Source organism: Nitrincola iocasae (assembly GCF_008727795.1).
Lineage (GTDB): Bacteria > Pseudomonadota > Gammaproteobacteria > Pseudomonadales > Balneatricaceae > Nitrincola > Nitrincola iocasae.
Window position 1 is genome coordinate 693,573 of sequence record NZ_CP044222.1, and the last position, 26,472, is coordinate 720,044.

Annotated in this window: 30 protein-coding genes; 20 read left to right on the plus strand and 10 right to left on the minus strand. The window is 51.9% G+C overall.

Annotated features, from left to right (window positions below; genetic code table 11):
• Complete coding sequence (locus F5I99_RS03250) at positions 1 to 804, plus strand: class I SAM-dependent methyltransferase (protein WP_225307527.1); 804 nt, start codon at positions 1 to 3, stop codon at positions 802 to 804.
• On the opposite strand, the gene F5I99_RS03255 is transcribed toward F5I99_RS03250, so the two are convergent.
• Both F5I99_RS03255 and F5I99_RS03260 read right to left on the minus strand, forming a co-directional pair.
• Positions 801 to 3,074 carry a 1-acyl-sn-glycerol-3-phosphate acyltransferase gene (locus tag F5I99_RS03255; RefSeq protein WP_151053630.1) on the minus strand — a complete coding sequence of 758 codons (2,274 nt, stop codon included), beginning with the start codon at positions 3,072 to 3,074 and terminating at the stop codon, positions 801 to 803. The two genes, F5I99_RS03250 and F5I99_RS03255, sit on opposite strands and share 4 nt — an antisense overlap.
• A gap of 7 nt (positions 3,075 to 3,081) precedes the next feature.
• Complete coding sequence (locus F5I99_RS03260) at positions 3,082 to 3,288, minus strand: SlyX family protein (RefSeq protein WP_151053631.1); 207 nt, start codon at positions 3,286 to 3,288, stop codon at positions 3,082 to 3,084.
• Between the two features lie 208 nt (positions 3,289 to 3,496).
• Between F5I99_RS03260 and F5I99_RS19870 the strand changes: the two genes are divergently transcribed.
• Positions 3,497 to 3,946, plus strand: coding sequence for a cold-shock protein (locus tag F5I99_RS19870; RefSeq protein WP_151053632.1), 450 nt, complete (start codon positions 3,497 to 3,499; stop codon positions 3,944 to 3,946).
• A gap of 69 nt (positions 3,947 to 4,015) precedes the next feature.
• On the opposite strand, the gene F5I99_RS03270 is transcribed toward F5I99_RS19870, so the two are convergent.
• Entirely contained in the window at positions 4,016 to 4,837 is an 822-nt protein-coding gene (locus tag F5I99_RS03270) for a M48 family metallopeptidase (protein ID WP_151053633.1), read from the minus strand.
• A gap of 193 nt (positions 4,838 to 5,030) precedes the next feature.
• On the opposite strand from F5I99_RS03270, the gene F5I99_RS03275 reads away from it, so the two are divergent.
• The 9 genes from F5I99_RS03275 (at position 5,031) to dnaB (ending at position 11,581) form a co-directional block, all read left to right on the plus strand.
• Positions 5,031 to 5,627 carry an anthranilate synthase component II gene (locus F5I99_RS03275; RefSeq protein WP_151053634.1) on the plus strand — a complete coding sequence of 199 codons (597 nt, stop codon included), beginning with the start codon at positions 5,031 to 5,033 and terminating at the stop codon, positions 5,625 to 5,627.
• Between the two features lie 16 nt (positions 5,628 to 5,643).
• Entirely contained in the window at positions 5,644 to 6,687 is a 1,044-nt protein-coding gene (trpD, locus tag F5I99_RS03280; protein WP_151053635.1) for an anthranilate phosphoribosyltransferase, read from the plus strand.
• Positions 6,684 to 7,493, plus strand: a complete 810-nt coding sequence (trpC, locus tag F5I99_RS03285; RefSeq protein ID WP_151053636.1) for an indole-3-glycerol phosphate synthase TrpC — start codon at positions 6,684 to 6,686, stop codon at positions 7,491 to 7,493. The genes trpD and trpC overlap by 4 nt, the downstream gene beginning before the upstream one ends.
• A gap of 29 nt (positions 7,494 to 7,522) precedes the next feature.
• Positions 7,523 to 7,921, plus strand: a complete 399-nt coding sequence (locus tag F5I99_RS03290) for an OsmC family protein (RefSeq protein ID WP_151053637.1) — start codon at positions 7,523 to 7,525, stop codon at positions 7,919 to 7,921.
• 119 nt (positions 7,922 to 8,040) lie between these two features.
• Positions 8,041 to 8,463 (plus strand): 30S ribosomal protein S6, encoded by a 423-nt coding sequence (rpsF, locus tag F5I99_RS03295; protein ID WP_151053638.1) that lies wholly within the window; start codon positions 8,041 to 8,043, stop codon positions 8,461 to 8,463.
• Positions 8,464 to 8,486: 23 nt separating this feature from the next.
• Positions 8,487 to 8,714 (plus strand): 30S ribosomal protein S18, encoded by a 228-nt coding sequence (gene rpsR / locus F5I99_RS03300; protein WP_036547161.1) that lies wholly within the window; start codon positions 8,487 to 8,489, stop codon positions 8,712 to 8,714.
• A 40-nt stretch (positions 8,715 to 8,754) separates the two neighbouring features.
• The gene (locus F5I99_RS03305; RefSeq protein ID WP_225307528.1) at positions 8,755 to 9,585 is read left to right on the plus strand and encodes a hypothetical protein; all 831 of its coding nucleotides are present in this window, start codon (positions 8,755 to 8,757) and stop codon (positions 9,583 to 9,585) included.
• A gap of 37 nt (positions 9,586 to 9,622) precedes the next feature.
• Positions 9,623 to 10,069, plus strand: a complete 447-nt coding sequence (gene rplI, locus F5I99_RS03310) for a 50S ribosomal protein L9 (protein ID WP_151053640.1) — start codon at positions 9,623 to 9,625, stop codon at positions 10,067 to 10,069.
• Positions 10,070 to 10,195: 126 nt separating this feature from the next.
• Complete coding sequence (gene dnaB, locus F5I99_RS03315; protein WP_151053641.1) at positions 10,196 to 11,581, plus strand: replicative DNA helicase; 1,386 nt, start codon at positions 10,196 to 10,198, stop codon at positions 11,579 to 11,581.
• A gap of 2 nt (positions 11,582 to 11,583) precedes the next feature.
• On the opposite strand, the gene F5I99_RS03320 is transcribed toward dnaB, so the two are convergent.
• The 3 genes from F5I99_RS03320 to tsaA are packed head-to-tail and all read right to left on the minus strand — an operon-like array spanning position 11,584 to position 14,105.
• Positions 11,584 to 12,015: an acyl-CoA thioesterase gene (locus F5I99_RS03320; RefSeq protein WP_151053642.1), complete on the minus strand. Its 432-nt coding sequence runs from the start codon at positions 12,013 to 12,015 to the stop codon at positions 11,584 to 11,586.
• Between the two features lie 49 nt (positions 12,016 to 12,064).
• On the minus strand, positions 12,065 to 13,360 hold the full coding sequence (gene bioA, locus F5I99_RS03325; protein ID WP_151053643.1) for an adenosylmethionine--8-amino-7-oxononanoate transaminase: 1,296 nt from the start codon (positions 13,358 to 13,360) through the stop codon (positions 12,065 to 12,067).
• Positions 13,361 to 13,400: 40 nt separating this feature from the next.
• Positions 13,401 to 14,105: a tRNA (N6-threonylcarbamoyladenosine(37)-N6)-methyltransferase TrmO gene (tsaA, locus tag F5I99_RS03330; RefSeq protein ID WP_151053644.1), complete on the minus strand. Its 705-nt coding sequence runs from the start codon at positions 14,103 to 14,105 to the stop codon at positions 13,401 to 13,403.
• Positions 14,106 to 14,288: 183 nt separating this feature from the next.
• Between tsaA and F5I99_RS03335 the strand changes: the two genes are divergently transcribed.
• Positions 14,289 to 14,849, plus strand: coding sequence for an LOG family protein (locus F5I99_RS03335; protein ID WP_151053645.1), 561 nt, complete (start codon positions 14,289 to 14,291; stop codon positions 14,847 to 14,849).
• 24 nt (positions 14,850 to 14,873) lie between these two features.
• On the opposite strand, the gene F5I99_RS03340 is transcribed toward F5I99_RS03335, so the two are convergent.
• On the minus strand, positions 14,874 to 15,425 hold the full coding sequence (locus F5I99_RS03340; protein ID WP_225307529.1) for a DUF3087 family protein: 552 nt from the start codon (positions 15,423 to 15,425) through the stop codon (positions 14,874 to 14,876).
• 569 nt (positions 15,426 to 15,994) lie between these two features.
• Positions 15,995 to 17,059, minus strand: coding sequence for a tartrate dehydrogenase (locus tag F5I99_RS03345; RefSeq protein WP_151053646.1), 1,065 nt, complete (start codon positions 17,057 to 17,059; stop codon positions 15,995 to 15,997).
• An 88-nt stretch (positions 17,060 to 17,147) separates the two neighbouring features.
• Here F5I99_RS03345 and F5I99_RS03350 point away from each other — a divergent pair, with 88 nt between their 5' ends.
• From F5I99_RS03350 to F5I99_RS03365, 4 genes are all read left to right on the plus strand, one after another.
• On the plus strand, positions 17,148 to 18,059 hold the full coding sequence (locus F5I99_RS03350) for a LysR substrate-binding domain-containing protein (RefSeq protein WP_151053647.1): 912 nt from the start codon (positions 17,148 to 17,150) through the stop codon (positions 18,057 to 18,059).
• Positions 18,060 to 18,296: 237 nt separating this feature from the next.
• A complete protein-coding gene (locus F5I99_RS19515) occupies positions 18,297 to 18,437 on the plus strand; it encodes a glycine zipper 2TM domain-containing protein (RefSeq protein WP_225307530.1) in 141 nt (46 codons plus the stop codon).
• Between the two features lie 91 nt (positions 18,438 to 18,528).
• A complete protein-coding gene (locus F5I99_RS03360; RefSeq protein WP_151053649.1) occupies positions 18,529 to 19,578 on the plus strand; it encodes an extracellular catalytic domain type 1 short-chain-length polyhydroxyalkanoate depolymerase in 1,050 nt (349 codons plus the stop codon).
• Positions 19,579 to 19,733: 155 nt separating this feature from the next.
• A complete protein-coding gene (locus F5I99_RS03365) occupies positions 19,734 to 19,889 on the plus strand; it encodes a DUF3096 domain-containing protein (RefSeq protein WP_151053650.1) in 156 nt (51 codons plus the stop codon).
• Positions 19,890 to 19,942: 53 nt separating this feature from the next.
• Here the strand turns inward: F5I99_RS03365 and F5I99_RS03370 are convergent, their stop codons facing one another.
• Positions 19,943 to 21,793 carry an ABC transporter ATP-binding protein gene (locus F5I99_RS03370; protein ID WP_225307531.1) on the minus strand — a complete coding sequence of 617 codons (1,851 nt, stop codon included), beginning with the start codon at positions 21,791 to 21,793 and terminating at the stop codon, positions 19,943 to 19,945.
• 72 nt (positions 21,794 to 21,865) lie between these two features.
• Complete coding sequence (locus F5I99_RS03375) at positions 21,866 to 22,570, minus strand: ComF family protein (RefSeq protein WP_151053652.1); 705 nt, start codon at positions 22,568 to 22,570, stop codon at positions 21,866 to 21,868.
• 116 nt (positions 22,571 to 22,686) lie between these two features.
• Here F5I99_RS03375 and bioB point away from each other — a divergent pair, with 116 nt between their 5' ends.
• Genes bioB through bioC form a run of 4 tightly spaced genes read left to right on the plus strand, consistent with a single transcriptional unit; the run spans position 22,687 to position 26,465 of the window.
• Positions 22,687 to 23,745, plus strand: a complete 1,059-nt coding sequence (gene bioB / locus F5I99_RS03380; protein WP_151053653.1) for a biotin synthase BioB — start codon at positions 22,687 to 22,689, stop codon at positions 23,743 to 23,745.
• Entirely contained in the window at positions 23,745 to 24,917 is a 1,173-nt protein-coding gene (gene bioF, locus F5I99_RS03385) for an 8-amino-7-oxononanoate synthase (protein ID WP_151053654.1), read from the plus strand. The genes bioB and bioF overlap by 1 nt, the downstream gene beginning before the upstream one ends.
• Positions 24,901 to 25,665 (plus strand): alpha/beta fold hydrolase, encoded by a 765-nt coding sequence (locus F5I99_RS03390; protein WP_151053655.1) that lies wholly within the window; start codon positions 24,901 to 24,903, stop codon positions 25,663 to 25,665. The genes bioF and F5I99_RS03390 overlap by 17 nt, the downstream gene beginning before the upstream one ends.
• Positions 25,659 to 26,465, plus strand: coding sequence for a malonyl-ACP O-methyltransferase BioC (bioC, locus tag F5I99_RS03395; protein WP_151053656.1), 807 nt, complete (start codon positions 25,659 to 25,661; stop codon positions 26,463 to 26,465). Before F5I99_RS03390 ends, bioC begins: the two co-directional genes overlap by 7 nt.
• Positions 26,466 to 26,472: the final 7 nt, after the last annotated feature.

Here is a 26,472-nt window from a genome sequence, read left to right on the forward strand (position 1 = left end):
GTGCAATTAGATCAAGCCTTGCTCGCCTGTGGCTGGCAGGAGCCTGCCTTTGCTGCCCGAGCTGAACTTCTGGCTGCTCAGCTTAAGGTGCCTGTGGTTCAGGTAGTGTCTTTGCAGGATCTACCCTTCGCTTACCTGTTGCTTTGTGATGCATCGGGCCTTGCCTTGCAGATGTGTGGTAAAAAACCTCCGGGGCCAGTACGGGCTGATTTTGTCAGTGGTGCCGTGGCGCATCGTCGTCAATTTGGCGGCGGTCAGGGACAGATGATTGCCAAGGCTTGTGGCATCGCCAAAGGTATTCGGCCGAGTGTGGCTGACGTCACTGCGGGTCTGGGACGTGATGCGTTTGTGTTGGCAAGCCTTGGCTGTCAGGTGCAGATGGTCGAGCGCTCTGCGCTGGTACATCTGTTGTTGGACGATGGACTGGTGCGTGCAGCTGAGCATCCTGATCTGCAGAATATTATCGCACGCATGGCTTTGGTGCATTCGGATGCTTTGGACTGGCTAGGTCACCAGGCCAGGTTGCCAGCATCTGAACGACCGCAGGTGGTTTATCTCGACCCCATGTTTCCACATCGGGAAAAAGCAGCGCTGGTCAAGAAAGAGATGTTGCTATTCAGGGATTTGGTGGGTGATGATGCTGATGCCGATGGATTGCTGGACGCGGCACTGGCGATAGCCCAGTGCCGTGTTGTGGTGAAGCGCCCACGTAAAGCCCCTTGTCTGATGGAGCATGAACCCGCCTATCGGCTGGAAGGAAAAAGCAGTCGTTACGATATTTATAGTCTGAAAAAACTCTTCTAAACCAGTCGTCCTTTAGTCAGCCAGTTATCCGCTTTGTTTATCAGACTATCCGGTAGGAGCTTTTTACCCAGCCGTATCAAGCTACTGAGTTGGTGAGCCGGCGTTAATTTATCCGTCTCTCCCAGTATCAGGCCCTGATTGAGCAGTTGCGTTGTGATGTCTTCAAATACTCTTCGGTCGGCATATTCCGGTGCCGCATAGCCATATTCCTGATGCAAGTGCAGAGCCAGTTCGCGGGTGGTTTCCATCAGCTCTGTCTCGGTCGTTTGCTGCAGTTGAACAAGTACCCGTATAAGTAAATATTGACGTAACAATACCGGTTCTGCGAGGCGTATCAAGTGTGCACTCAGCGGTGGTGGCGATGTATCTACAGTCGACATAAGTTGTTGTTGAATTAGGTTTTCACGGGTTTTTCGGATCAGTAGCAGATCCTGATTCTGATGTGGATCAGGAAGGCTTAGTTCTGCGCGGATATAAGGATAAAGTGCTCTGATAAGGCGAGTTTGTGTGCTGGTGCCAGAGTGGCGTAAGCGGCGCTGAAACAGCAACACCAGGCCAGGTATAATCAGCTTGTGTATCAGCATGTTACGATAAAAAGTGAGCTCGGTGGCCTGTTCTGGCGACAAGGAAACGGCATTCTGTCCCCGGGTAATTTGTTTGCGCTGTACCGCAGCTTTGATCCAGTCTCCGGGAGGGCTGTTGGGTAAGTTTGAGCCACTTTGTTTGAGTAGCCTGCTGAGTTCTTCCAGCCGTACCAGCAGGTCGGCTTCCCGCATTTGCTGTCCAGGCGCAGAGAGTAGCAGGCTGGCGATCAGAGAGATTTGTGATGGCATAAACGTATCATTAATACGTTCCATCACTTGTTGGCTCAAATGATGAACCTGTAGATCCAGTGAGGTGTCCGGGTGTTGTTCGAGTTTGATGGGTTGGGCAAAACTGATGCTTACTTCACCATAGCGCTGAAACAGGATACGTAATGATTTGATCGTACTCAGAAGGTTTTCCCGAACCTTACCGGCGCCTGACAGCTCGTGCTGATAGCTGCGGCCCTCTACCAGCCGGTCGTAGCTGATGGCAACCGGAATGAGTGCTATGGGGCGGGCAGGGTCTTGTGTCCAGGCTTCCAGGGTCATTTTAAGGAGTCCAGCTTTGGGCGAGAGTAAGCGTCCACTACGGCTACGACCGCCCTCCATGAAATATTCTATGCTATGACCACGGTGCATCATTAGAATCATATAGCGCCTGAATACGGTGGTATACAGCGGGTCATCACGGAAGCGGCGGCGCATAAATATAGCCCCGCCACGGCGCAGTAGATTGCCAATAAGTGGCATATCCAGATTGTCACCGGCAACAACGTGGGGCACCATCAGGCCATGACGATAGAGCAACCAGGACAGCAGAATGTAGTCAAGATGGCTGCGGTGGCAGGGCAGATAAACGAGGTTGTGGGTCAGCGCCAGTTGCTGAATCTGTTCTGTGCCTTGAATATTGATGCGGCTGAACAGGCGTCCGAGCAAAAAACTGATCAAGCGATTAAGGATTCGAGCAGTGGGTGGGTTGAAGTCAGCCATGATCTTGCTGAGGACTTCGGTCAGTTGCCGTTCCATTTTCAGCGGTGAGATACCCTGGCGCAGGGCGGCTTCAGTAATGGCCTGGCCAACATCTGCTGCGTCAAGCACCTGCTGCATCAGGGTGCGGCGGTGTGAGAGGTCCGGGCCAAGAATGGCCTGGCGACAGCGCTGAAAATGTGTCCGCAAAACCCAGACTGCTCGTCGGGCAACCTCGCTGTCACTGATGCCGGGTTTAATTAAGTCGCTTAATACCAGGGGTTCATCAATGCGAACCAGGGTGGAGCGACCATTGATCAACAGTTTAAATAAGCGCAGAGCGCTGCCGCTGCTGGCCCAGCTTTCAGACAGGGATGATCGGAACAATGGCTTGTCATTAGCCGGCATGTGGCCTGCCAGCACCATGACCGGTTGCAGGCGAATATCGCGGTCTGGTTCATTACGTTGCAGTGCGGTGAGATTCTCGATCTGCAGGCGCAGTGCCTCGGGATTCTGATTGTCTACGGCTGTCAATTGCTCTGCACGGTAATTGCTGTGCAGTTTTCTGAAGCGGTTTTCCAGTATCAATCTGTCTGCTGTGAAGGGTTTTTCCAACACATAGATGGTGTCCGGATGCTGATTTAATATGCCGCTGCCGGTTACCCGATCACGGATCAGGAGCTTCAGCAGTAAACGGTAGATTGTGGTGCGGATTGTCATGTTGAGCTCAATAGTGCGGGGGTGGCTGGTTATCTTCACCCAGCGGGTTGCCGTCACTGAGTTCTTTGATCCGTTGACTGAGATGATGAATCATGCGCGACATTTTTTCCAGATCCAGTTCCTGTCTGGCTAAGGTGTTGCTGAGCTGATCTATGGCCTCTTCCTGAAAGGCGACACGGGCTTCCAGGTTGTGTAGCGGCGTTGAATCTGACATGGTATGGCTCTCCTGTGTCAGGGATGGCTGGGCTAATATTGTACTAAGTCTGGCTTCTTATGTATAACGCATTGAAAAAAAGCGCAAAATAATATATATCTTGTTCGTTTGGCGGTTTAAGGAAGTTTTGTTAGTAAAGAAGGAATCTTGCCCTGGCCGCTTGATGAATATAATTAATCTGTTGTGAAAAGTGAAAGAGATAAGATAAATGAGTGGTAATCAATTGATAAAAACGATCATTTTTGCTGTTATTGTCGCAGCCGGTGCCGGTCTTGCACAGGCGTATTCAGGTAATCTGTGGGTTGTTACTGCGGTTGCTTTTGTGTTGGCACTGATTGCTGGCTTTATACTGAGTGCATCTGTCAGTTTAGGGTCTGTTTCTCAATCCACTCGTCCGGCTAATGCCCAGTTGGATGATGAGGACGATGACTATATCAGTGAGAATGACGACCGTGAAGCGGGTAGTGTTAAGTGGTTTAATGTGTCTAAAGGCTTTGGTTTCATCACCCGTGAAAATGGTGATGATGTCTTCGTACATTTTAGAAATATCCGCGGACGGGGTCATCGTTCATTGAATGAGGGTCAGCGAGTTAAGTTCTATGTGCGTCAAAGCGATAAGGGCTTGCAGGCTGAAGACGTATCCATTTTGCGTGATTGATAGAAGTATACATCCGCTTAGCAGTTAAAACGACCGCCCTTGTGGCGGTCGTTTTGTTAGGGGTTGGTGTCATGGTGCAGAGCACTGGGGACGTCGACCTTGGCGTAAAGCGGCTTGATAGGTTTGTAATGCAGTTGGCATAGCATTCTGCAAAGAGCGAATGCGAGAAGCGTGCCCTGGATGCGTAGACAAAAATTCGATCGAGTTGTTGCTGGCTTTGCTGCGCATATTTTCCCACAGTGTGATGCTTTCACGCGGATCAAATCCCGCTCTGGCCATTAAGTCCAGTCCGATCAGGTCGGCTTCAGACTCATGTTGACGGGAGAAGGGCAGCAAAATGCCCACTTGAGCTCCCAGCCCCAATGCCGCCATAATGCGGGCATCCGATCCATCCTGAGTTGCTAGAGCCGCACTTGCCAGAGTCAGCCCCATTTGCGTTGCCAGGTTTGAGCTGGCGCGCTCGTTACCATGCCTTGCCTGTACATGTGCAATTTCGTGACCGATAACCGCGGCGAGTCTGGCGGGGGTGTCCGCTACGCTGAACATGCCGCGATAGACGCCAATTTTCTGACCAGGTAGCGCGAAGGCGTTTGGACTGTCATCGTCAAACACTACGACTTCCCAGCTGCCTGGAGTGCCACTGACGGCGAAAAGTGCATTTGAAACACATTGTACGTAGTTCTGTGTCGGCGAATGGCGATAAATTTTTTCTTCTTGCTTCATTTGCTCGAAGTTAGCCTGGCCAATACTGGCCATCTGCTGCTCACTGAACATGGTGAATTGTGAGCGTCCGGTGGGCGAGGTTGTGCAGCCGCTCAATAGCAGGAGCAGCAAGAGCGTAATGTAAAAGCCTGCCTGTTGACGTTTGGCATGGGGAAGTATTGCTGACATAAGAAGGTCCTGCTCACTGTAAGAAGAAATTGCTATAATAAATTATCAATAAGTTAGCTGACTGTAACATGAACCAGTCAGCGCAAAAGCGTGTAAAGGGTTTCGGTGTTACAGCGTTTGCACTATTCTAGCGTGTTTCAGTTCAGGCAGGGCTGTTTCAGCATTTTGTAGGTGGTGGTTTGATGGTGCAAGCATGCTGCTAGTGATCGATAACTATGACAGTTTTACCTGGAACCTGGTGCGCTACCTGCGTGAACTGGGTCAGACGGTTGAGGTGGTTCGTAATGATAAAATCACCCTGTCGGGCATTGCGGATCGTTCACCTGACTGTCTGTTGATTTCACCCGGACCCTGCACCCCGACCGAAGCGGGTATTTCTGTGGCTGCGATAGAGCACTTTGCTGGTCGAATACCCGTACTTGGGGTTTGTCTCGGGCATCAGAGTATTGGACAAGCCTTCGGTGGACAAGTTATACGGGCGCGGCAGGTGATGCATGGTAAAACATCAGCTGTATATCATGCCGGTCAAGGTGTGTTTCGGGGGTTGCCCAATCCATTTCAGGTTGCCCGTTACCATTCACTGGTATTGGATCCTGATTGTTTGCCAGCTTGCCTGGAAGTGACGGCCTGGACACAGCATGATGACGGGCGAAGGGATGAAATTATGGCAGTCAGACATAACTATCTGGCTGTTGAAGGTGTGCAGTTTCACCCTGAAGCTATTTTGACGCAGCAGGGGCACGCGCTACTGGCCAATTTTCTACAGCAGCCTGTTGCTGCTGTTTCCTGATAGGAGAGATAGAAAGATGCATATACAAGAAGCACTGAGCTGGGTAGTGGATCACTTGGATCTCAGTCGTGCGCAGATGGTGGATGTCATGCGTCAGATCATGACCGGTCAGTGTAATGAAGCGCAGATGGGTGCTTTCCTGGTGGCTTTGCGCATGAAAAGTGAATCGATTGATGAAATTGCCGGTGCCGCGCAGGTGATGCGCGAACTGGCAACACCAGTTAAGCCTGAGTCGCCGAATCTGGTGGACATTGTGGGTACTGGTGGTGATGGTGCCAATCTGTTCAACATTTCTTCTGCTTCGGCCTTCGTGGCTTCAGCGGCGGGTGCCTGTGTAGCCAAACATGGTAATCGTGCCGTTTCCTCCAGTAGCGGCAGTGCCGATTTGTTGGAAGCCGCTGGCGTCAATCTGAATCTGGATGCCGTTCAGGTTGCGGCCTGTATAGATCAGGTTGGGGTGGGCTTTATGTTTGCGCCTGCGCATCATGGAGCGATGCGTCATGCTATAGGTGTGCGTAAGGCCTTGGGTATCCGGACAATCTTCAATATTCTGGGGCCTATGACCAATCCGGCAGGTGTTAAGCGGCTGGTTATTGGGGTATTCAGTAAGCCCTTGTGTCGTCCGATGGCGGAAGTGATGCAGCAGTTGGGCGCCGAGCAGGTGATGGTAGTGCATGCTGATGATGGCTTGGATGAGATCAGTCTGGCTACGGCGACGCATGTGGCTGAGTTGAAAGATGGATTTATAATCGAGTACAGCATTACACCGGAAAAACTGGGCGTTAATAGTCAGAGTCTGATCGGGCTGGAAGTTGACACGGCCCTGGATTCGTTGAACCTGATACGTGCGGCTTTTTCCGGAGATATGTCGCCTATAGCTGAAAAAGCACGGTCAATTATTGCATTAAATGCCGGCGCCGCCATCTGGCTGGCCGGAGAGGCTGAGTCTCATAAAGCGGGTGTTGCCAGGGCGATGGAACTTATGTTGAATGGTTGTGCATTGAAAAAAATGGAAGCACTGGCGCACTTCAGTCAGCAGTATGTTAAGGCAGGCTCATGAACGCGACTCCTACTATTTTGAAAAAAATTATTGCCCGTAAACATGAAGAGGTTGCGGAGCGGCTCGCGCAAATTTCTATTGCGCAGCTACAAGCGCGTATTGAGGCGCAACGTGGCAGTGAAACTGATCCGCGGGGTTTTGTAGCGGCACTGGAAGCGGCTATTGAGCAAGGGCGTGCGGCCATCATAGCCGAGGCTAAGAAAGCGAGTCCGTCCAAAGGTGTTATTCGTGAAGATTTTGATCCGGCTGCGATCGCCCGAAGTTATGCTGCGGCAGGTGCCAGTTGTTTATCGGTACTGACGGATCAGGACTTTTTTATGGGATCGGACCGTAATCTGCAGTTGGCTCGGGCAGCCTGTGCCTTGCCGGTAATCCGCAAGGACTTTATTGTCGATCCCTATCAGATCTATGAAGCTCGGGCGTTAGGTGCTGACTGTATTCTGTTAATCGTTGCCGCGTTGAGTGACGTACAGTTGCGTGAGCTATCTGATCTGACGCAGCAGTTGGGAATGGATGTGCTGGTTGAAGTCCATGGGGCTGATGAATTACAGCGAGCTTTGCCGTTGAATACCCGTCTGTTAGGTATTAATAACCGGGATCTGCATAGTTTCGATGTGACGCTGAATAATACCTTTGATCTGCTAGAGTCTATTCCGGCAGATCGTCTGGTGGTTACTGAAAGTGGTATCAATACACCTGATGATGTGGCGCAAATGCGCGAGCGTGGCGTACAAGGCTTTCTGGTTGGGGAGGCATTTATGCGTGCCACCGATCCAGGCGAAAAACTACGGGCGCTGTTTGACTGATCGGGTCGATTTAAGAGGATAAGTGATCAATGAAAGCCAGTATACAGTGGGATGGTGAACTGCGTTTTAAAGGCACTAGTGGCAGTGGTTTTGAGGTAATGATCGATGCGGATCAGCAGCAGGGTCCGCGTCCGATGGAGCTGATGCTGCTTGGGCTGGGTGGTTGCACCAGCTATGATGTGGTGCAGATTTTGAAGAAATCCCGTCAGCAGGTTACAGACTGTCGTGCTGAAATTACCTCGGAGCGGGCCGATACAGTGCCCGCCGTGTTCACTAAAATTCATGTGCATTTTGTGGTGACGGGTGAGAATTTGAAACCGACACAGGTGGAGCGTGCCGTTCGCCTATCTGCTGAGCAATACTGTTCTGCGTCCTTGATGTTGGAGCGTGGCGGTGTGGAGATCACACATAGTTATGAAATAGCCTAAACACGGGATTGTGGTTGCGTCAATAGACGCGTATAATCCTGACTCCGTTTTATTTGTTCAACTCCTTGCTTTCAATCATATGAAATGATCTGGGGGCTGCAAAACCGTAAGGAGCAAAAATGCGTCATTATGAAATCGTATTTCTGGTTCATCCGAATCAGAGCGAGCAGGTTCCAGCTATGCTGGAGCGCTACAAAAACTTGATCGAAGGTGCTGAAGGCACGATTCATCGCCTTGAAGACTGGGGTCGTCGTCAGATGGCTTACCCGATCAATAATGCTCATAAAGCCCACTATGTTCTGATGAACATTGAATGCAACCAGGAAACCCTGGATGAGCTGGAAAGTCTGTTCCGTTACAACGATGCGGTGCTAAGAAGCATGATTCTGCGTTGTAAGGAAGCCGTAACTGAAGTTTCTCCTGTCAAGGCAGCTGAGTCACGCGAAGAGCGTAAGCCTCGCCGTGAAGAGCGCTCTGAACGTCAGCCTCGTGAAGATGACGAGTCTGCTGATGAGAAAGAGCAGGAAACTGCTGAAGATTAATTTGAATTAACAGGAGAAAGGAAATGGCACGTTTTTTCCGTCGTCGCAAGTTCTGTCGTTTCACCGCAGAAGGCGTCTCTCAGATCGATTACAAGGATCTGGAAACTCTGAAAGCTTATATTACTGAAACCGGTAAGATTGTACCTAGCCGCATTACAGGCACTAAAGCACGTTACCAGCGTCAGCTGGCAACCGCTATCAAGCGTGCCCGTTACATTGCGTTGCTGCCGTACACTGACGGTCACGAGTAAGTAGCGGGTAACCGTCGTGCGAGCCCTGGCTGAAACGCTGATGAGGGGCCGCAGTCAGGCGGTCATGGTGGTACTGATTACTGCCATGTTGCCTCTGCTTTACTGGATTAGTGCAGCCGGGGTTGCTCTGATCACCCTGCGTAAGGGTGTCTCAGAGGGTGTAAAGCTGTTGATCTGGGCATTATTGCCGAGTTTTTTCTGGATGTTATCCGGTGATCCCTCGGCTCTAGTGGTCATATCCGGGACATATCTATTGGCTGTCTTACTGCGACAGACAGTGTCCTGGCAAAAGGTAGTGCTGGCGTTGCTGCCCATAGGGGTCGTAGTCAGTGTTATTCTGGATGTCGGGTTGGGTGATTTGTTAAATCAGATTGCTATCACTGTTCAGGAGATGGTCAACGAGCGCCGTGCGTCGAATGCAATTGCCTTGCAGGCCTGGTCGGATATAGATATCCGTACTTTGTTGCTGGGCGTGGTTAGTGCCTTTCAGACCGCCACCATGTTGGGCTGTCTGATGTTGGCGCGAAGCTGGCAAGCCACCTTGTTTAATCCGGGTGGTTTTCGGCAGGAGTTTCACCAGTTGAGGCTGCCGTCGGCTGCTGCGATTGCACTGATTGCATTGCTGCTGTCCGGACAGGTTACCGGAATGGATATGTCGCGCTGGTTTACATTACTGCTGTTGCCCTTATTGGTAGCAGGCATTGCACTGATACATGGACTGGTTTCTAAGCGGGGATTGAGCAACAGCTGGCTGGCAGCATTTTACCTGTCACTGATTTTTGTCGGTCCCTATATGGTTACATTGTTGGTGATTCTTGCGCTGATTGATTCACTGATGGATCTTCGGGCAAGGCTACCAGCAAAGAATTAAGACACTGCAATTACTGCAGAAACAAGAGGTTTACGAGATGGAAGTTATTCTGCTCGAAAATATTGGTAAGTTAGGTAAGCTGGGTGACAAAGTGGCTGTAAAAGGCGGCTACGGACGTAACTACCTGGTGCCCCAGGGTAAAGCGGTTGCGGCTACGGCTGCTAACGTGACAAAGTTTGAAGAGCGTCGTGCTGAGCTGGAAGCTGCCGCTGCTGCTAAGCTGGCTGAAGCGCAGGAGCGTGGTGAAACCCTGAACGAAGCTCACCTGACTATGGTCAGCAAAGCTGGCGAAGAAGGCAAGCTGTTCGGTTCTATCGGCACACGTGATATTGCTGACGCGCTGACTGAAACCGGTCATGCCGTGGATAAAAGTGAAGTGCGTTTACCGGAAGGTACGATCCGTCATATCGGTGAATACGCCGTTGATCTGCAGCTTCACCCAGAAGTCACTGTCACTATTACCCTGACAGTTGCTGCTGAGTAATTCTGCTTACTGAATGCCTGTCTGGTTTATCCAGACAGGCGTTTCTGCCTTAGTTCGCTGTACCCGCGAAACCAATCCAGCTAAAATGCAGCCTTGTTTTCACCGCCTACCGGTATAGATAAGACTATGGATTTTGCTGAACAGCACCAGGACGCTCTCGTCCAGGCTAAAACCCCACCTTTTTCGCTAGAAGCCGAGCAGTCTGTGCTGGGTGGCTTGATGCTGGATAATCAGGCATGGGATAGCGTTTCCGAAATTCTTGTCGACAGCCACTTTTATCGTTCCGAGCACCGCATGCTGTTCCGGATGCTGCAAAAACTGGTCGATGACAGTCGTCCATTCGATGTAGTCACCCTGTCAGAAGAGCTGGATCGTGGTGGCGAGCTGGAGCGTGCAGGTGGTTTAGAGTATCTGGTCGAACTGGCGCGTAATACACCCAGTACCAGCAATATTCGTGCTTATGCTGAAATAGTACGTGATCGGGCCTTGTTGCGTCAGATGATCCATGTGGCCAATGAAATTGCCGACAGCGCTTTTCAGCCCCAGGGCCGGGCTTCTGATGAGATTCTCAACGAAGCTGAGCAGAAAATCTTTCAAATTGCTGAAAATCGCCCGAATCAAAGTGGTCCGGAACCGATTAACCCCCTGCTCAAGCGTGCAGTTGAACGTATTGACCACCTGTTCAATAATGCCGACGCTTTGACGGGCGTCACCACTGGATTTGATGAACTGGATACCCGTACTGGCGGGTTGCAAAAGTCAGATCTGATCATTGTAGCGGCCAGACCCTCAATGGGTAAAACCACCTTTGCCATGAACCTGGTTGAAAATGCGCTGATGGGCACGCAGCGACCTGTGCTGGTATTCAGCCTGGAGATGCCCGCCGATCAGCTGGTGACACGTATGTTGTCATCGCTGGGTAAAATTGATCAGACGCGTGTACGTAACGGCCAGTTGCTGGAAGAGGACTGGCCTAAGCTGACCACGGCGGTGAATATGCTTAAGGGCAAGCCACTGTTTATTGATGACACGGCAGGGATCAGTCCGAATGAGATGCGTACCCGTGCCCGTCGCGTGTTTCGTGAACAGGGTGATTTGGGCATGATCATGGTCGATTACCTGCAATTGATGCAGATTAAGACAGGTAAATCAGAGGGGCGTACCGCTGAAATTTCCGAAATATCCCGCTCACTTAAGGCGTTAGCCAAAGAGATGGAGTGCCCGGTAGTGGCGCTGTCGCAGTTGAACCGAAGCCTGGAGAATCGCCCCAATAAACGCCCGGTCAACTCAGATCTCAGGGAATCCGGCGCGATCGAGCAGGATGCTGACGTCATCATGTTCATCTACCGGGATGAAGTCTATAACGAGGATAGCCCCGAGAAAGGTGTGGCCGAAATCATCATTGGTAAGCAGCGTAACGGTCCAATAGGGACTTCGCGCCTGGCCTTTATTGGTAAGTACACCCGCTTTGAAAATCTCAGTCATATCCATTATGACTATGGTGATGAATAAGCTCAGGCCTCTTTCAGCATACGGTCTTTGAAGGCTTCTGGTACAGGTACCACTTTGCGTGCCTGATAATCGAAAAAGACAATGCCGGTTTTGGCATGGGCTATTTCTTTGGCATTTTTCTTGTTAGCCAGCAGATAGTAGAGATCACAACCGTATTTGTTAAAGTCGGCTACCGCTATATTGACCTGTAAAACATCACCGTGAAAACCTTCCGCTTTATAAACTATGGCTGAATCGGTCATGATGATACCGAAGCCCTCAATGTCGAGTTCGGAATACTGATACTGGTTTAAAAAACGGATACGGGCTTCGTGAATAATTGAAAGCATGGCGTCATTGCTTAAATGGCCACCGTAATTGATATCACTAATACGCACAGGAATTTCCGTGGTGAAAAGATAATTTTCAGGCATGTCGATTTTAATGCGAGGCATGATGTGTCCTTCAGAGTTCTATAAAACTACACGATTTAATCTGGTTATATTATAGCTCACTCACTACCTGAATGATGGCGCAGCATAGCTGCTTCAGATCGGCATCATCCATGATGTAGGGGGGCATGATATACACCAGTTTACCAAAGGGGCGTACCCAGACGCCCTGTTCAACAAAGCGCGGTTGCAGCGTTTGCATATCCACCGCCGAGTGGAGTTCAATCACACCTATGCCACCGAGGCAGCGAACCTCTGCGACCGAATCAAACTCAGCGGCGGGAGCCAGTCCCTGGCGTAAACCCAGCTCAAGGCGTTGAATAGTAGCCCGCCAGTCCTGTTCCAGCAGCAGGTCGATCGATTCACAGGCCACGGCACAGGCCAGAGGATTAGCCATAAAGGTTGGGCCATGCATAAAGCATCCGGCTCCGCCGTTAGAAATGGTTTCGGCCACGTGACGGTTGGTCAAGGTGGCGGCCAGGGTCATATACCCGCCAGTCAGCGCCTTGCCCAGGCAGAGGATATCAGGGCTGATATCAGCATGTTGGCAGGCAAACAGCTCGCCGGTCCGGCCAAAGCCTGTAGCTATCTCATCAGCGATCAACAGTAGCCCATAGTGATCACAGAGGGCTCTGGCTTTTTGTAAGTACTCAGCTGAATAAAAACGCATCCCGCCAGCCCCTTGTACAATCGGTTCGAGTATCAGCGCCGCCGCCTGATCATGCTGTTGTGCTAATGTTTGCTCCAGTGCCTGCAGATCTTCTGCATACAGGGGCTGGCCAAACGGGGTTTGTGGAGTGGGTAAAAATATCTGTTGTGTCAATGCGCCACTGAACAGCTGGTGCATGCCTGTGACCGGGTCGCAAACCGACATGGCGGCAAAGGTATCACCATGATAGCCACGGCGCAGGCTGATGATGCGTTGCTTGTGTGCGGCTCCACGGGCCTGCTGGTATTGTAGTGCCATCTTGATCGCCACCTCCACACTGACTGAGCCGGAGTCGGCAAAGAACACCTTTTCCAGCCCCTCCGGGGTGATCTCTACCAGTCGTCGTGCCAGCTCTACGGCGGGTTGATGTGTCAGTCCGCCAAACATTACATGCGCCATGCAGTCGATCTGGTTCTTTGCTGCCCGATTCAGTCGAGGGTGGTTATAGCCATGAATCACCGACCACCAGGAGGCCATGCCATCAATCAATTCGCGACCATCACTCAACTGAAGCCTGACACCGGAGGCGGAACTGACGGCATACACCTGTGTGGGTTGGGTCATGGATGAGTAGGGGTGCCAGATATGCTCGCGGTCATAGTCGAGCAACTGCTGAAGTGGAATAGATGGCTGGGGCATAGGTGCTCCGAAATTAGCGGGTAGTAATCCTGTGCCTAGCTTAAGCAGTGACGGGCAGGATGTCGATAACCTGAATGGTTGAATCACTGACAGACCAGCGTAGGTTCAGCTCATGCAAACGCATGCCATAAACACGCTCACTGCTGGTTTGATAAGCAGGCCTAGGGTCGCAGCGTAACAGTTCAGTGATCTGTTCCTGCAGTGGCTCACCTTGAGTCTGTTGGTACTGCTGACAGAAGGCTTTGGCCTGTGGTGAAAATAGTACCGGCAGTGCCAGGGGGTCGGGCTTGCTGCCCAGGGAGAAGTGGGCCTCTGGCAGACTGTCGGCATAGGGTAAATAAGGCTTGATATCCAGCACGGGTGTGCCATCGAGCAGGTCGGCATCCGCCACTTCCAGTATCAGCTCATCACCTTCGTAGGTGATACCTACCAGCCGGGCCACCGAAAGGCCGATAGGATTGGGGCGAAAAGTGGAGCGGCTGGCAAAGACGCCCAGGCGCTTATTCCCCCCCAGTCGTGGAGGACGTACCGTTGCATGCCAGCCCTGATCCTGTGTGGCATTGAATACAAAAATAATCCAGATGTGACTGCAGTCGGTTAACCCTTTGGTGGTATCCGGGTGATTATAGGGGGGCTGCAGGTGGATGCGGGTGCGAAGTGACTGCGTCAGGCCAGGTTGTCTGGGAATACCAAACTTTTCCTTGAACGGGCTGTGAACATAACCGATCGCATCGAACTGAAACACCGGGTATCTCTCCTGCAGGCTGGTGATGGTGGGATAGCTGGCAGGATGATAACCGGCTTGCTGTCGGGAGACAAAGTCTGTGTTGATTTCAACTGAACCACATGCTTAGATAATTCGCCATTGGGTAGGCTGGCCAAAGCCGGAGACCCATACCAGTTTGTATGAAGCTAAAGGAATGAGTTTATGAAAATTGCGGTATTTTGCGGCTCCAGTGCAGGCCTTGATCCGGTGTATACCCATGCAGCCAGAGCGCTGGGACAGTATTTCGCTGAGCGGCAGGTTGCGTTGGTTTATGGTGGCGGTAAAGTCGGTCTGATGGGCGTCATTGCTGACGCCGTCATGGATGCTGGTGGGCAGGTGTATGGTGTTATTCCGGTATCGCTACAATCCAAGGAGTTGGCACACACTGGCTTAACGGAGTTATTTGTGGTGGCGGATATGCATGAGCGCAAGGCTAAAATGGCCCAGTTGGCTGATGCCTTCGTTGCCATGCCAGGTGGTGCTGGAACGCTTGAAGAAATTTTTGAATCCTGGACCTGGGCGCAACTGGGGTATCACAGCAAGCCCTGTGCTTTTTACAATGTGAACGGCTTTTATGATCCGCTGCTGCAGATGATAACAAACATGACAGAGGCCGGTTTTCTGAAGCCTGTGCATGCCAATATGCTGATTCGGGCTGATCAGCCCGAAGCACTGCTGCAGGAATTACAGCAGTATCAGCCGCCTCAGCATAAATGGTCTTAGTAGCTAAGGGGGGGGTTGTCCTCCTTAAAGCTTTTGAGTCTGTTTCTCTTTTTGCTTGACTTCATTAATCCAGGCTGGATCAAAGCGGGTCTGTTGTGGGTCCAGTTCAAGCGCCTCAATTTTTTGTAACAGTGCCTGAACTGGTTTCTGCAATTCACTGATGCCGCCGTCGTTACCTTCCAGACGGTGCATCTGCATCAGGCCCAGATGGTAAAAACGCAGCAATTTGATGGCGGTAATGTCGTTCTGCTCTATACCGTTTTCAACATGATGCATAATGTTGGTGATACTCATCAGGCAGCGTTTGAGTTCCCAGCCATACACGGAGGCATTCATCCAGGGTTGATACCAGAGAATTCTTTTAAAAATCAGCGTTGTCAGTATGAAGCCAGTAAATACTCCGGCAACATTCCAGACAAAGTTATTGCCATCGGGCTTGCCGAAGAAAGATACGCTCAGGGTTGACAGTCCCATTGCCAGAACCACAAAAATAACGATCAGGATCAGGGTGTTTTTCCGGGTTTCTTTACGATAGGTGTCTGGATCACGCTGCTCCAGTTCAAAAATGTCTGACACACGGGTCTCCTGTTTATTGTTTCTAACGCTCTGGCATGTCTCATAATGCGCATGAGTAAATTGCTAGCAAGGCTAGCAAGATTAACATTTTTTTGTGGGGCAAGTCCTTGTTTTAGTGTTTTTTGTGAGGGTTTTGGCTAGCTAGGTTAGTGCCATGCTGGGGTGGTGGTATCGCTTTGGTGTGACACGCTTTTCGTCATCCATGACCGCTCGACTGGCGCCGTCCCTGGCGCCAGACGGTCCCACCAAAACGATACCACCACCCCGCCTACAGTCCTGTGCTAGCCTCAGAGCAAACAGCTGGGTTGTAGCATAGACCACCGAATTAAGGTCAGGATTCGGCAGTATTGTAAGGGTTTTCGACAAACACCGATTTTAAGCTGACTTTACGCAGGCACCCAAGTTGATGGGGGCTGATGGGATCGGATTTGGCTGACCCAGTGCGCCATGGATGGCGCACTGGAGCCCCCAGGGATGGGTTTACGGCGTGTCAGCCAGATCCGATCCCATTAGCCCAAGGTCACTCATAGCCAAGGCCGCCTATGAGCCCAAGTCACAGAACAGCATAATCAGATCAGTGCTGCAATCGCTTCGCCCATCTCGGTGGTGCTGGCGGTACCACCTAAATCAGGTGTACGTGGTCCTTTCGCCAGGACCGTTTCGATGGCGTTGAGCATGGCATCATGGGCCTCGGTACAGCCGAGGAAATTCAGCATCAACGCGGCAGACCAGATCATGGCTACGGGGTTGGCAATATTCTGGCCATAGATATCCGGTGCTGAGCCGTGTACAGGTTCAAACAGGGAAGGAAAAAGGCCTTCAGGATTCAGGTTGGCTGAGGGCGCCAGGCCGATGGTGCCGGTGCAGGCTGGCCCGAGATCTGACAGGATGTCGCCGAACAGGTTGCTGGCGACTACGACATCAAAACGGTCGGGTTGCAGTACGAAGCGGGCAGAGAGAATGTCGATATGCTGCTTGTCGATGCTAATGTCCGGGTAATGCGCTGCCATGGCGTCGGCACGCTCATCCCACCAGGGCATGCTGATGGCAATGCCGTTGCTTTTGGTGGCGACGGTCAGGTGATTTCTGGCGCGGCTTTGGGCAAGTTCAAAAGCATATTTTAGTACCCGGTCAGTGCCGTAGCGGGTAAAGACGGATTCCTGTATCACCACCTCACGCTCTGTCCCTTCGAAAATGCGACCACCCAGGTTGGTGTATTCCCCTTCGGTGTTTTCACGCACCACGTAAAAATCGATATCACCGGCTTTACGGCCAGCCAAAGGGCAGGGCACACCTTCAAACAGACGCACTGGGCGCAGATTAATGTATTGGTCAAATTCACGGCGAAATTTCAGTAGCGATCCCCAAAGCGAAATATGGTCAGGTACGGTTTCCGGCCAGCCTGCGGCACCGAACAGGATCGCATCCATACCAGAAAGCTGGGCCTTCCAGTCATCCGGCATCATCTGGCCATGTTGCTGATAATAGTCACAGCTGGCCCATTCAATAGGGGTGTAATTCAGGTTGATATTAAAGCGCTCAGCGGCCACTTGCAGGGCACGCAGCGCTTCGGGCATCACTTCCTTACCTATGCCGTCCCCAGCGATGACTGCAATATTGAATGACTGATTCATATTCGATTCTCCTAAGTTAATATGGCTATATTAATTGTGTACAAAATGAATACAATACCGTTTCCAGTTAACCTACTGTTTCCATATCATGCATAAAAGTCCATCGAATGATGATTTGCGAGTGTTTATACAAGTGGCTGAAAAAGCCAGTTTTGCCGCGGCGGCGGTCGATCTGGGTGTGTCAGTGGCTTATATCAGCAAGCGCATACGTAGCCTTGAATCGGCATTGAATACCCGTTTATTGCACCGTACAACACGTCGTGTGAGTGTGACAGAGCAAGGTGAAAAGGTGCTGCGTCGGGCTAAGCAGATCCTGGATGATATTGACCAGCTCTATGAAGAGGTTGCTCAGACACGACAAACGCCAAGCGGGGTGCTGCGCATCAGTTCCAGCTTTGGTTTTGGTCGTCAGCAGGTTGCCCCGGCTTTGGCTGCCTTGACTGAACAATACCCGGAATTGGCTGTGCGTTTTGAAGTGTTTGACCGTCTGATTGATGTGATGGGTGAGGGCTTTGATCTGGATGTGCGTATTGGTGAAGAGATAGCCAGCCACCTGATCGCACGTAAGCTGGCAGATAACCAGCGGCTGCTCTGCGCGGCTCCTACCTATCTGGATACGCGAGGGGAACCACAAACCCTGGCCGAACTGGCAGCACATGAATGTCTGGTGATCAAAGAACGGGACCACCCATTTGGCTTGTGGCGCCTGGAATCAGTGCAGGGTGAAAAGCAGATACGGGTACAGGGGCGCTTGTCATCCAATCATGGTGAAATCGCTTTGCAGTGGGCGCTTCAGGGAAAGGGCATACTGCTGCGCTCGGCATGGGAGGTGGCGCCATTGATCGAGGCTGGAAAGTTGCGACAAATATTGCCGGAATACTGGCAAACTGCCAATGTCTGGGCCGTCTATCCGCAGCGCTTAGCAGACTCAGCTAAAGTGCGTGCCTGTGTCGAACACTTGCAGCAGTGGTTTGCGCCATTAGAGCCCCTATACAGGTAATTCGGTACACGCGTCACCCCGCGTGGGTAGCTGGTATGTGTGGCAACGGACAGATGAAATCGCGACCCTCCGGTATGCTTGGTTATCGCAGACAGTTGTAGTGTCATGCTTCCCAAGTCTCCCCATCGAGGTATTATCATGAGCATCTTTAACAATCGTTCTATCAATTCATCGCCCAGGCTTTTTCTTGGTGTGGCGACCATCGCGGTACTGCTCGGTCTCGGCGGTTGTGCTGGGATGTCGAACCAGGACAAAAATACGGCGGCCGGTGCCGGTATTGGTGCAGTTGGCGGTGCGGTGTTGACCGGCGGCAGTGCGATCGGAACAGTGGGTGGTGCCGCCGTCGGTGGCCTCATCGGCCGTGAAGTTAGTAAGTAGGTGTTAAACAGTCAGTCAAGCTTGAGTGTGGCAGGCTGTCGGTGGAATGGGTCTGGCTCGTTCAGTTCGTTCAAGCACTGGAGTGCGAAATATGCCTAAACGTTATCGCGCACCAAGCTGGAACACGATCATGTCGCGTGGACTCTCGACGGCTACGAAAAAGGCGCTGCGCGCAGGAACCCGAGCAGTCAAGCGAGCGAGTACTCGCACAGTTACCCACACAGTTACCAAAGCGATCAAGCGGCGCGTGGACGCGACCAAGCCACCACCAGGTGCGGGCCGCTGGATCCGCGGGCTTGCTGTAGGGACAGCTGGAGCGCGCCGCTTCCGCGTGTATCGTCCGCTAGGCATCCGTGCGAATGAGCACGTGCCTCTGCTGGTCATGCTGCATGGTTGTGGCCAGGATGCCCGCAGCTTTGCGGTAAGTACTCGCATGAATCAAATTGCAGATCGTGAGCGCTTTCTGGTGCTTTACCCTGAACAGGATCGCCTGTCCAATGCGCAGGGCTGCTGGAACTGGTTTGATACGATGGCCACCGGGCGTGCGTTTGGAGAAGTTGAGTTGATCATGAATGCAATTGATCAGGTCAACTTGCTTTATCCGGTGGATCCTGCTCGGGTTGCGGTAGCGGGCCTGTCCGCCGGGGCCAGCATGGCGGTGCTGCTGGTTTCTCGTCACCCGGAGCGCTTCAGGGCAGTGGTGATGCATTCCGGCATACCCACCGGCACTGCACATTCCACGCTGACAGCAGTCGGTGCGATGAATGGATTCCTGGGGGCAGGACGTCTGGATGCTTCGCCAACAGTTATGGCTGAGTCCTGGCCGTCCTTGATGGTGATTCACGGTGATGGGGATAGCGTGGTGGCTGCCAGTAATGGACAGGCAGCAGTAAACGCCTGGGCCAAAGCCGCTGGTGCACGCACATGTGCATCACGCAATATACAGCGCGGCAAACGCTACCCGATGACTGTAACAGACTTCAAGTGTGGCGTGAAAACGGTGGCGACGCTGGTTGGCATTGAATCTCTCGGGCATGCGTGGAGCGGTGGCGCCGCCAGTAGTGGCGAGTTTAGTGACGCGCGCGGGCCTGATGCATCGCGCATGGTGTGGGCGTTTGTCGCGCAGCAATTTCGTGCATGATGCCCGGTAGTGGCGTGTCGAGTGCTGAATGAGCCTTGCTGTGCAAGGCTTGTGCTATAATGCATCCTTATCCTGCCGTGTGCGTCAACACACAGAACCCGGTTTGTTCAAGGCGTAGCCTGTGAATCGATCCAAATCAATCTAAAGGTATGCATATGAATATCAATCTAGCCCTAGCGCCACTGATATCCCTGATCGCCGGGATCCTCATTCTAATCATGCCGCGGCTGCTCAATTACATCGTCGCGATCTATCTGATCGTTATCGGTGTGATCGGTCTATTCGGCGTGGGCAGTCTCAACTTTCGTTAAATGTATGACCTGTGCTTTCTGGCGCATGGGTCTGCGCCCTTGTTAAAACAGGGTTAGTCCAACCGATAGCCCTTGGCCTGCAGATGAAATAGCTCAGCATAGCGTCCGTTTTCTGCCAGGAGTGACGCATGATTGCCTTGCTCGATAATTTCCCCATTGCGCAGTAGCAAAATATTATCGGCCATTCTGACCGTGGAAAAACGGTGTGAAATTAAAATTACCATACGTTGTCTGGCGTGGCTGCGAAAATGCTCAAAAATTTGGGCTTCAGCTTCGGCATCCATAGCGGCGGTGGGTTCATCCAGTACCAGTATGTCTGCTTTGGAGCGCATAAAGGCGCGTCCCAAGGCAATTTTTTGCCACTGGCCGCCTGAGAGCTCCTGACCTCCCTTAAACCAGCGTCCCAGTTGGGTATGGTACTGATCATTCAACTGGTTGATGAACGGATCTGCCAGACCGAGACGACCCGCTTCTTGCCAGCGTGCTTCATTGTTGAATTCAGAAACATCACCGGCACCGAGGTTTTCACCGACCAAAAACTGATAGCGGACAAAATCCTGAAAAATAACCCCCACACGCTCCCTCAGACTTTGAGGATCCCATTCGTTCAGGTTCAGTCCATCCAGTAGAATGCGACCGTCATCAGGGCGATAGAGACGTGTGAGTAATTTGATCAGGGTGGTTTTCCCTGATCCATTTTCGCCCACTAATGCCAGGCTTTGTCCCGGAGGCAGGTGTAAGGATATACGCTTGATGGCTGGTTTATTGGCGCCGGGGTAGGTGAAGCTGACAGCTTCAAAGCGTATGCCGTCATTCGGTAAGGGGCCTAGTTGCGCGCTGCCGGATTCGGTTTCAACCGGTTGCTCCAGATACTCATAGAGGTTGGACAGGTAGAGGTTATCTTCATACATGCCGCTGATAGCGGTCAGATTGGTGCTGATGGCCGCTTGTCCCTGCTTGAAAATGAGCAAGTACATGGTCATTTCTCCGAGGGTAATTAATCCCTGAATAGCTTCAACTACTATCCAGGCATAAGCGGCGTAGAAAGCAAGTGTCCCTAACAGGCCCAGCGCAAACCCCCAGAGATCACGACGAATAATCAGGCGTTTTTCTGCACTAAAGAGCGTGTTAAAAATGGCTTTGTAGCGATCCAGCAACAGGGTGCCGAGTCCAAATAGCTTAACTTCCTTGATCGAGTCTTCACGTGCCAGTAGTGTTTCCAGGTACATCTGCTTGCGTAGTTCTGGAGAACGCCAACGTGATAACTGAAATGCATCTCCGGAAAATTTCGCTTCGGAAATAAATACCGGTAAAGCCGCGATAAACAGCACCAGTAAAGCCCAGGGTGAGAACTGCACCAGCAATACTGCAAAGCTGGCCAGGGCAATGGAGTTCTGGATCAGGCTGAAGGTTTTATTCACCAAAGCCAGTGGTCGGGTCGAGGCTTCGCGTCTTGCCCGCGTTAATTTATCGTAAAATTCTGAATCTTCAAATTGGGCTAATGACAGTGTCTGGGCTTTTTCCAGAATCATCACATTGACACGTTGACCCATCAGTGCCTTTAGTAGTGATTGCTGTGCTGACAGGCCGCGCTGTGCAGCAGCCAGTGTCGTAATAACCAGCCCTTCCAGTGCAACGATTTTCATAATCGGCCAGTAATCAACAGCTCCCTGCTGCTGATAGGTGTTGATTGCCGCGAGCACACCATCGACGATCAGTTGGCCCAGGTAAGCAGCCAAGGCAGGCATGACACCCGCGATTAGTGTCAACAGCATCAGCCCCCAGGTCAGTGGACGCGAGGTGCTCCAGACTAGCTGTAAGGCCCGTTGGCTGTATTGAAACACGGACAGAAAGTCGCGCAGCTTACTAGTGGTTTTGGTGGGCCAGTCAGGTTTTGCAGCCAAGTCGCTATCCTCAGAGTCTGTCAGCAAGATCATGAAACTGCATCAATATTACAGGATTATCACTTGCAATTCTCAATCACGGTCAGGCTCTGGTGTGCGCGCCAGGACCCAGACTTGAACCTGGCTGGCGCCCTGGTTTTTCAACAAGGCTGCAATTTCATCAGCAGTAGCCCCTGTGGTCATGATGTCATCAATCAGTGCAACGCTTTTTGGTAGCTCACCGTGAATACTGAAAGCACCTTTGAGGTTCGACCGTCGGGCCGCCGCATGCAGTGTCATTTGTTTCGCCCGGCGGTGTACCTTGCGAAGCTGTCCTGAATGACAACGAATCTGCAGCTTTCGACTGAGTCTTTCGGCCAGCAGTTCGGCCTGATTGAAGCCACGCAGGGCTTCATCAATGGGGTGCATGGGAACGGGTATGAGTAGATCCGGCCAGGTTTCACAGCGATCCTGAAGGTGATGGACCAATAATTCAGCCAACCAGCCAAGTGCCTGGATGCGGCGCTGATATTTGATTCCCGGCAGCAGGCTATTGATTGGGAAACGGTATTCAAGTGGTGCTTCGGTGCGATCGAACTTGAATGATTTTTGCTGGCAGAGGCTGCAGGGTTGATCGGGAGAGGATCGTGGCAGGCCGCAGATTGGGCAGCCCAGCAGTAGCCAAGGCAGATCGGCATGACAGTCTTCACACAAGCCACTAATCTCAGCAGGTTGAAGCTGGCAAAGCGAACATTGCTGGTTAAAAAATAAACTATAGTTAACTTTGTTAAAAATCATAGGTTGACAAGTCCCTGTGTCAATTTACTATCATTGCCCAGTATCAGAGCTTTCCTGGCTCTTCTTTTACTGGCTTTAAGCCAGTCTACTGTAAAACATTTGTGTAGGGTGATGCTATGACCACCGAGGTTTCCGTTCGACATAACTGGCAGCATGCCGAAATCAGTGCGCTGTTTGATTTGCCTTTTACCGAGCTTATGTACCGAGCTCAGACTGTCCATCGGCAGTTTTTTGACCCTAACGCCGTGCAAATCAGTACCTTATTATCGATCAAAACCGGTGCCTGTCCGGAAGACTGCAAATATTGCCCACAAAGTATCCATCATAACGCTGAGCTGGAAACAGAAAAGCTGATGCAGGTACAAGCGGTGCTTGAAGAAGCTCAAGCAGCTAAAACACAGGGCGCCAGCCGTTTCTGCATGGGCGCCGCCTGGAAACATCTGCGTGCCAAGGATATGCCTTACGTACTGGAGATGATTCAGGGAGTCAAAGCACTGGGGCTGGAAACCTGTATGACTCTGGGCATGCTCAAAGCGGAGCAGGCGCAGACCTTGTCGGCCGCGGGTCTGGATTATTACAACCACAATCTGGATACCTCTGAGGCGTTTTACGGCAATATTATCACCACCCGGAGTTATCAGGATCGGCTGGATACACTGGGGCATGTTCGGGCGGCTGGAATGAAAGTCTGTTGTGGCGGTATTCTGGGGCTGGGTGAATCGCGGACGGATCGAGTCAGTCTGTTGCAAACCCTGGCGTGCTTTCCTGAACACCCGGAATCTGTGCCGGTGAACCGGCTGGTGAGAGTGGCGGGAACCCCGTTGGCTGATGCGCCGGAACTGGATGCCTTTGAATTTATTCGCACTCTGGCGGTTGCTCGAATACTGATGCCAGCATCACATGTGCGGTTATCGGCTGGCCGCACCGAAATGAATGAACAGATGCAGGCCTTGTGTTTTATGGCAGGTGCCAATTCTATTTTTTATGGTGATCGTCTGCTGACAACAGAGAATCCACAGGCTGAGGCGGATAAAGCCCTTTTCGCTAAGTTAGGACTATATCCGGAAGCTGTGGAGATGGTGTCTGATGATGATTGTGAAACGGCGCTGATGCAGCGTATCGCAACCGAGCAGGATAAAGCCTTTTTTTACAATGCGGCCGAGTCGGGTCAGTGATGGATAGTGTGCTTAGACTGGCGCTGGAGGATCGTCGCCAGCAGCAGCTATATCGTCAGCGCCAGGTAATACACTCATCTCAGCAGCCGGAAAGAATGCTGGGCCATCAGCCAGTGCTGAGTTTCTGCAGCAATGATTATTTGGGCTTGGCCGCTGATCCCCGAGTGGCTGACGCTATGATTGAGGGCACCCAGCGCTATGGTGTCGGCAGTGGTGCTTCACATCTAACCGCGGGTCATACGGATGCACATCATCAATTGGAGCTGGAACTTGCGGCTTTCACCGGGCGTGAACGTGCGTTGTTGTTCAGTTCGGGTTATATGGCTAATCTGGGTGTAATGACCGCCTTGGCAGGCCGACGTGATGCGGTATTCCATGATCGGCTTAACCATGCGTCACTGTTGGATGGCGCGTTGCTGAGTGGTGCTCGTTTTCGCCGTTTCCCGCATCTGGATACAACGTCGCTGGAGCGCATGTTGCAGACTAGTCAGTCACAACGTCGGTTGGTGGTCACCGATGGGGTGTTCAGTATGGATGGTGATCAGGCTGACCTTGGCGCTTTGGCCGCCTTGTGTCAGACGCATCAGGCCTGGTTGGTGGTTGATGATGCGCATGGCTTTGGTGTGTTGGGTGCCCAGGGCGGCGGCAGTGCTGCTGTCAGTGGGCTGATGCCTGAAGCGCTACCGGTTTTAGTGGGGACACTAGGCAAAGCTTTTGGCACAGCGGGTGCTTTTGTGGCCGGTTCGGAGGCACTGATTGAAACCCTGATTCAGTTTTCCCGGAGCTATATTTATACCACAGGCTTGCCGCCAGCCGTGGCTGAAGCGACCCGTACCAGTCTTGCACTGGTGCAGACAGAAGACTGGCGTCGTCAGCACTTGCAGCAGTTGATTCAGCACTTCCGTCAGTCTTGTACAGCAGCAGGGATGTGTTTACTGCCTTCTGAAACAGCCATTCAGCCACTGCTGATAGGCTGTGCAGGCAAGGCGGTACGCATTAGTGAGCAGTTGCTGTCACAAGGACTCTTGGTGACCGCTATCCGCCCCCCGACGGTACCGGCAGGCAGCGCCCGATTGCGCGTGACCCTGACCGCAACACACACTATTGAGCAGGTAGACAGACTGGTAAGCGGGTTGAAGCAGGTGATGGAGTCACATGATGTTGCGCATTGAATGCTTGAATGACAAGGGGCGGGATCTGGTATTAGTACCGGGTTGGGGCAGCAGTGCTGCTATATTCGATCCGCTGATTGATAAACTTACGGCGGAGTTCCGGGTACACCGTGTGATTTTTGATCCTAGTGGCTGGTGTAAAAGCTCACCCGCTGCGCTGCAGTACACACTGATTCAATGTCTGCGGCGTCAAGCACCGAAACGGGCCGTGTGGATGGGATGGTCGCTGGGTGGTTTACTGGCAACACAACTGGCTGCCCAGGTGCCCGAGCATGTCAAAGGCTTGATTACTGTGGCATTTAATCCCTGTTTTGTACAGCGTGATGATTGGCACTGCGCTATGCCTCAGGCTCAATTTAGCCGTTTTCAGACGGATTTTTCTATAAATCCTGAAGCGACGTTGAAACGTTTTCAGGCGTTACAGGTGTTGGGTGCGCCGGATAAGCGCCATCTGCTTGATTTGCTGCATAGATCTTGTAGCCCTTTATCAACGGCTTATCTGAGTGATTTGCTGACACTGCTGCTTGAAGATGTCCGCCCGGCGCTGGCTCAACTGCAACTGCCTGTGTTGCATTTACTCGGTAACGCGGATGCGCTGGTACCTGCATCCCCTCTCGCTGAGTTGCTGCCATTGTTGAGCTGTGATGCCAGCGTGCAGTGTTATCCGGGGGCATCACATCTGCCTTTTATTTCAGCAACTGACAAGGTTATGAAAGATGTGTTGTGCTGGGAGGCAGATCGATGCTGACAGGTGGTTTTACCCCTAATCAGGCCTATAAGCAGGATATAGCCACTCGCTTCAGTCGGGCCGCTACAACCTATGACTCAGTGGCTGATCTACAGCGAGAAGTGGCCGATACGCTGTTGTCCGATTTGCCATTACAAACGTTCGAGCGTGTTGTAGACCTGGGATGTGGTACCGGCTACGGCTTGCCGACTTTACGTAATCATTACCCTTCTAGCCAATTGTTAGCGCTGGATATTGCCCAGGGAATGCTGCAGCAGGTGAAGTCCATTCATGCTGAGTTGGACCTGGTGCCCTTGTGTGCTGATGCTGAGGCCTTGCCGTTGGCGGATGAGCAGATTGATCTGATCTGGAGTAGTCTGGCAGTGCAGTGGTGTAGTGACTACCCGCGCTTGTTTACTGAGTGCTGTCGGGTGCTAAAGCCAGGAGGGCGCTTGATGCTGGCTACCTTGGGGCCAAAAAGTCTGTTTGAGATGAGAGAGGCCTGGCAAAGTGTCGATCAACTGCCCCATGTGAACCGCTTTGCTCCACTGGATCAGTTGTTGGTAATGCCACCAGATGGCTTGCGTCTGCTCAAATCAAAGTCGGCCTTTTATACACTCACCTATCCAGACTTGCGAGCGGTGATGAAAGCGTTGAAAATGCTGGGTGCGTCCGCAGTTGAAGGGCGTCAATCTATCGCTGGATTGGGTGGTCGTGAGCGGCTGCAACAGCTGGCATCTGCGTATGATAATTTTCGTCAGCAAGAGGGTTGTTTACCGGTCAGCTATGAAGTCTATTACTTGCAGTGGTGCAAGGACTAACCAAGGA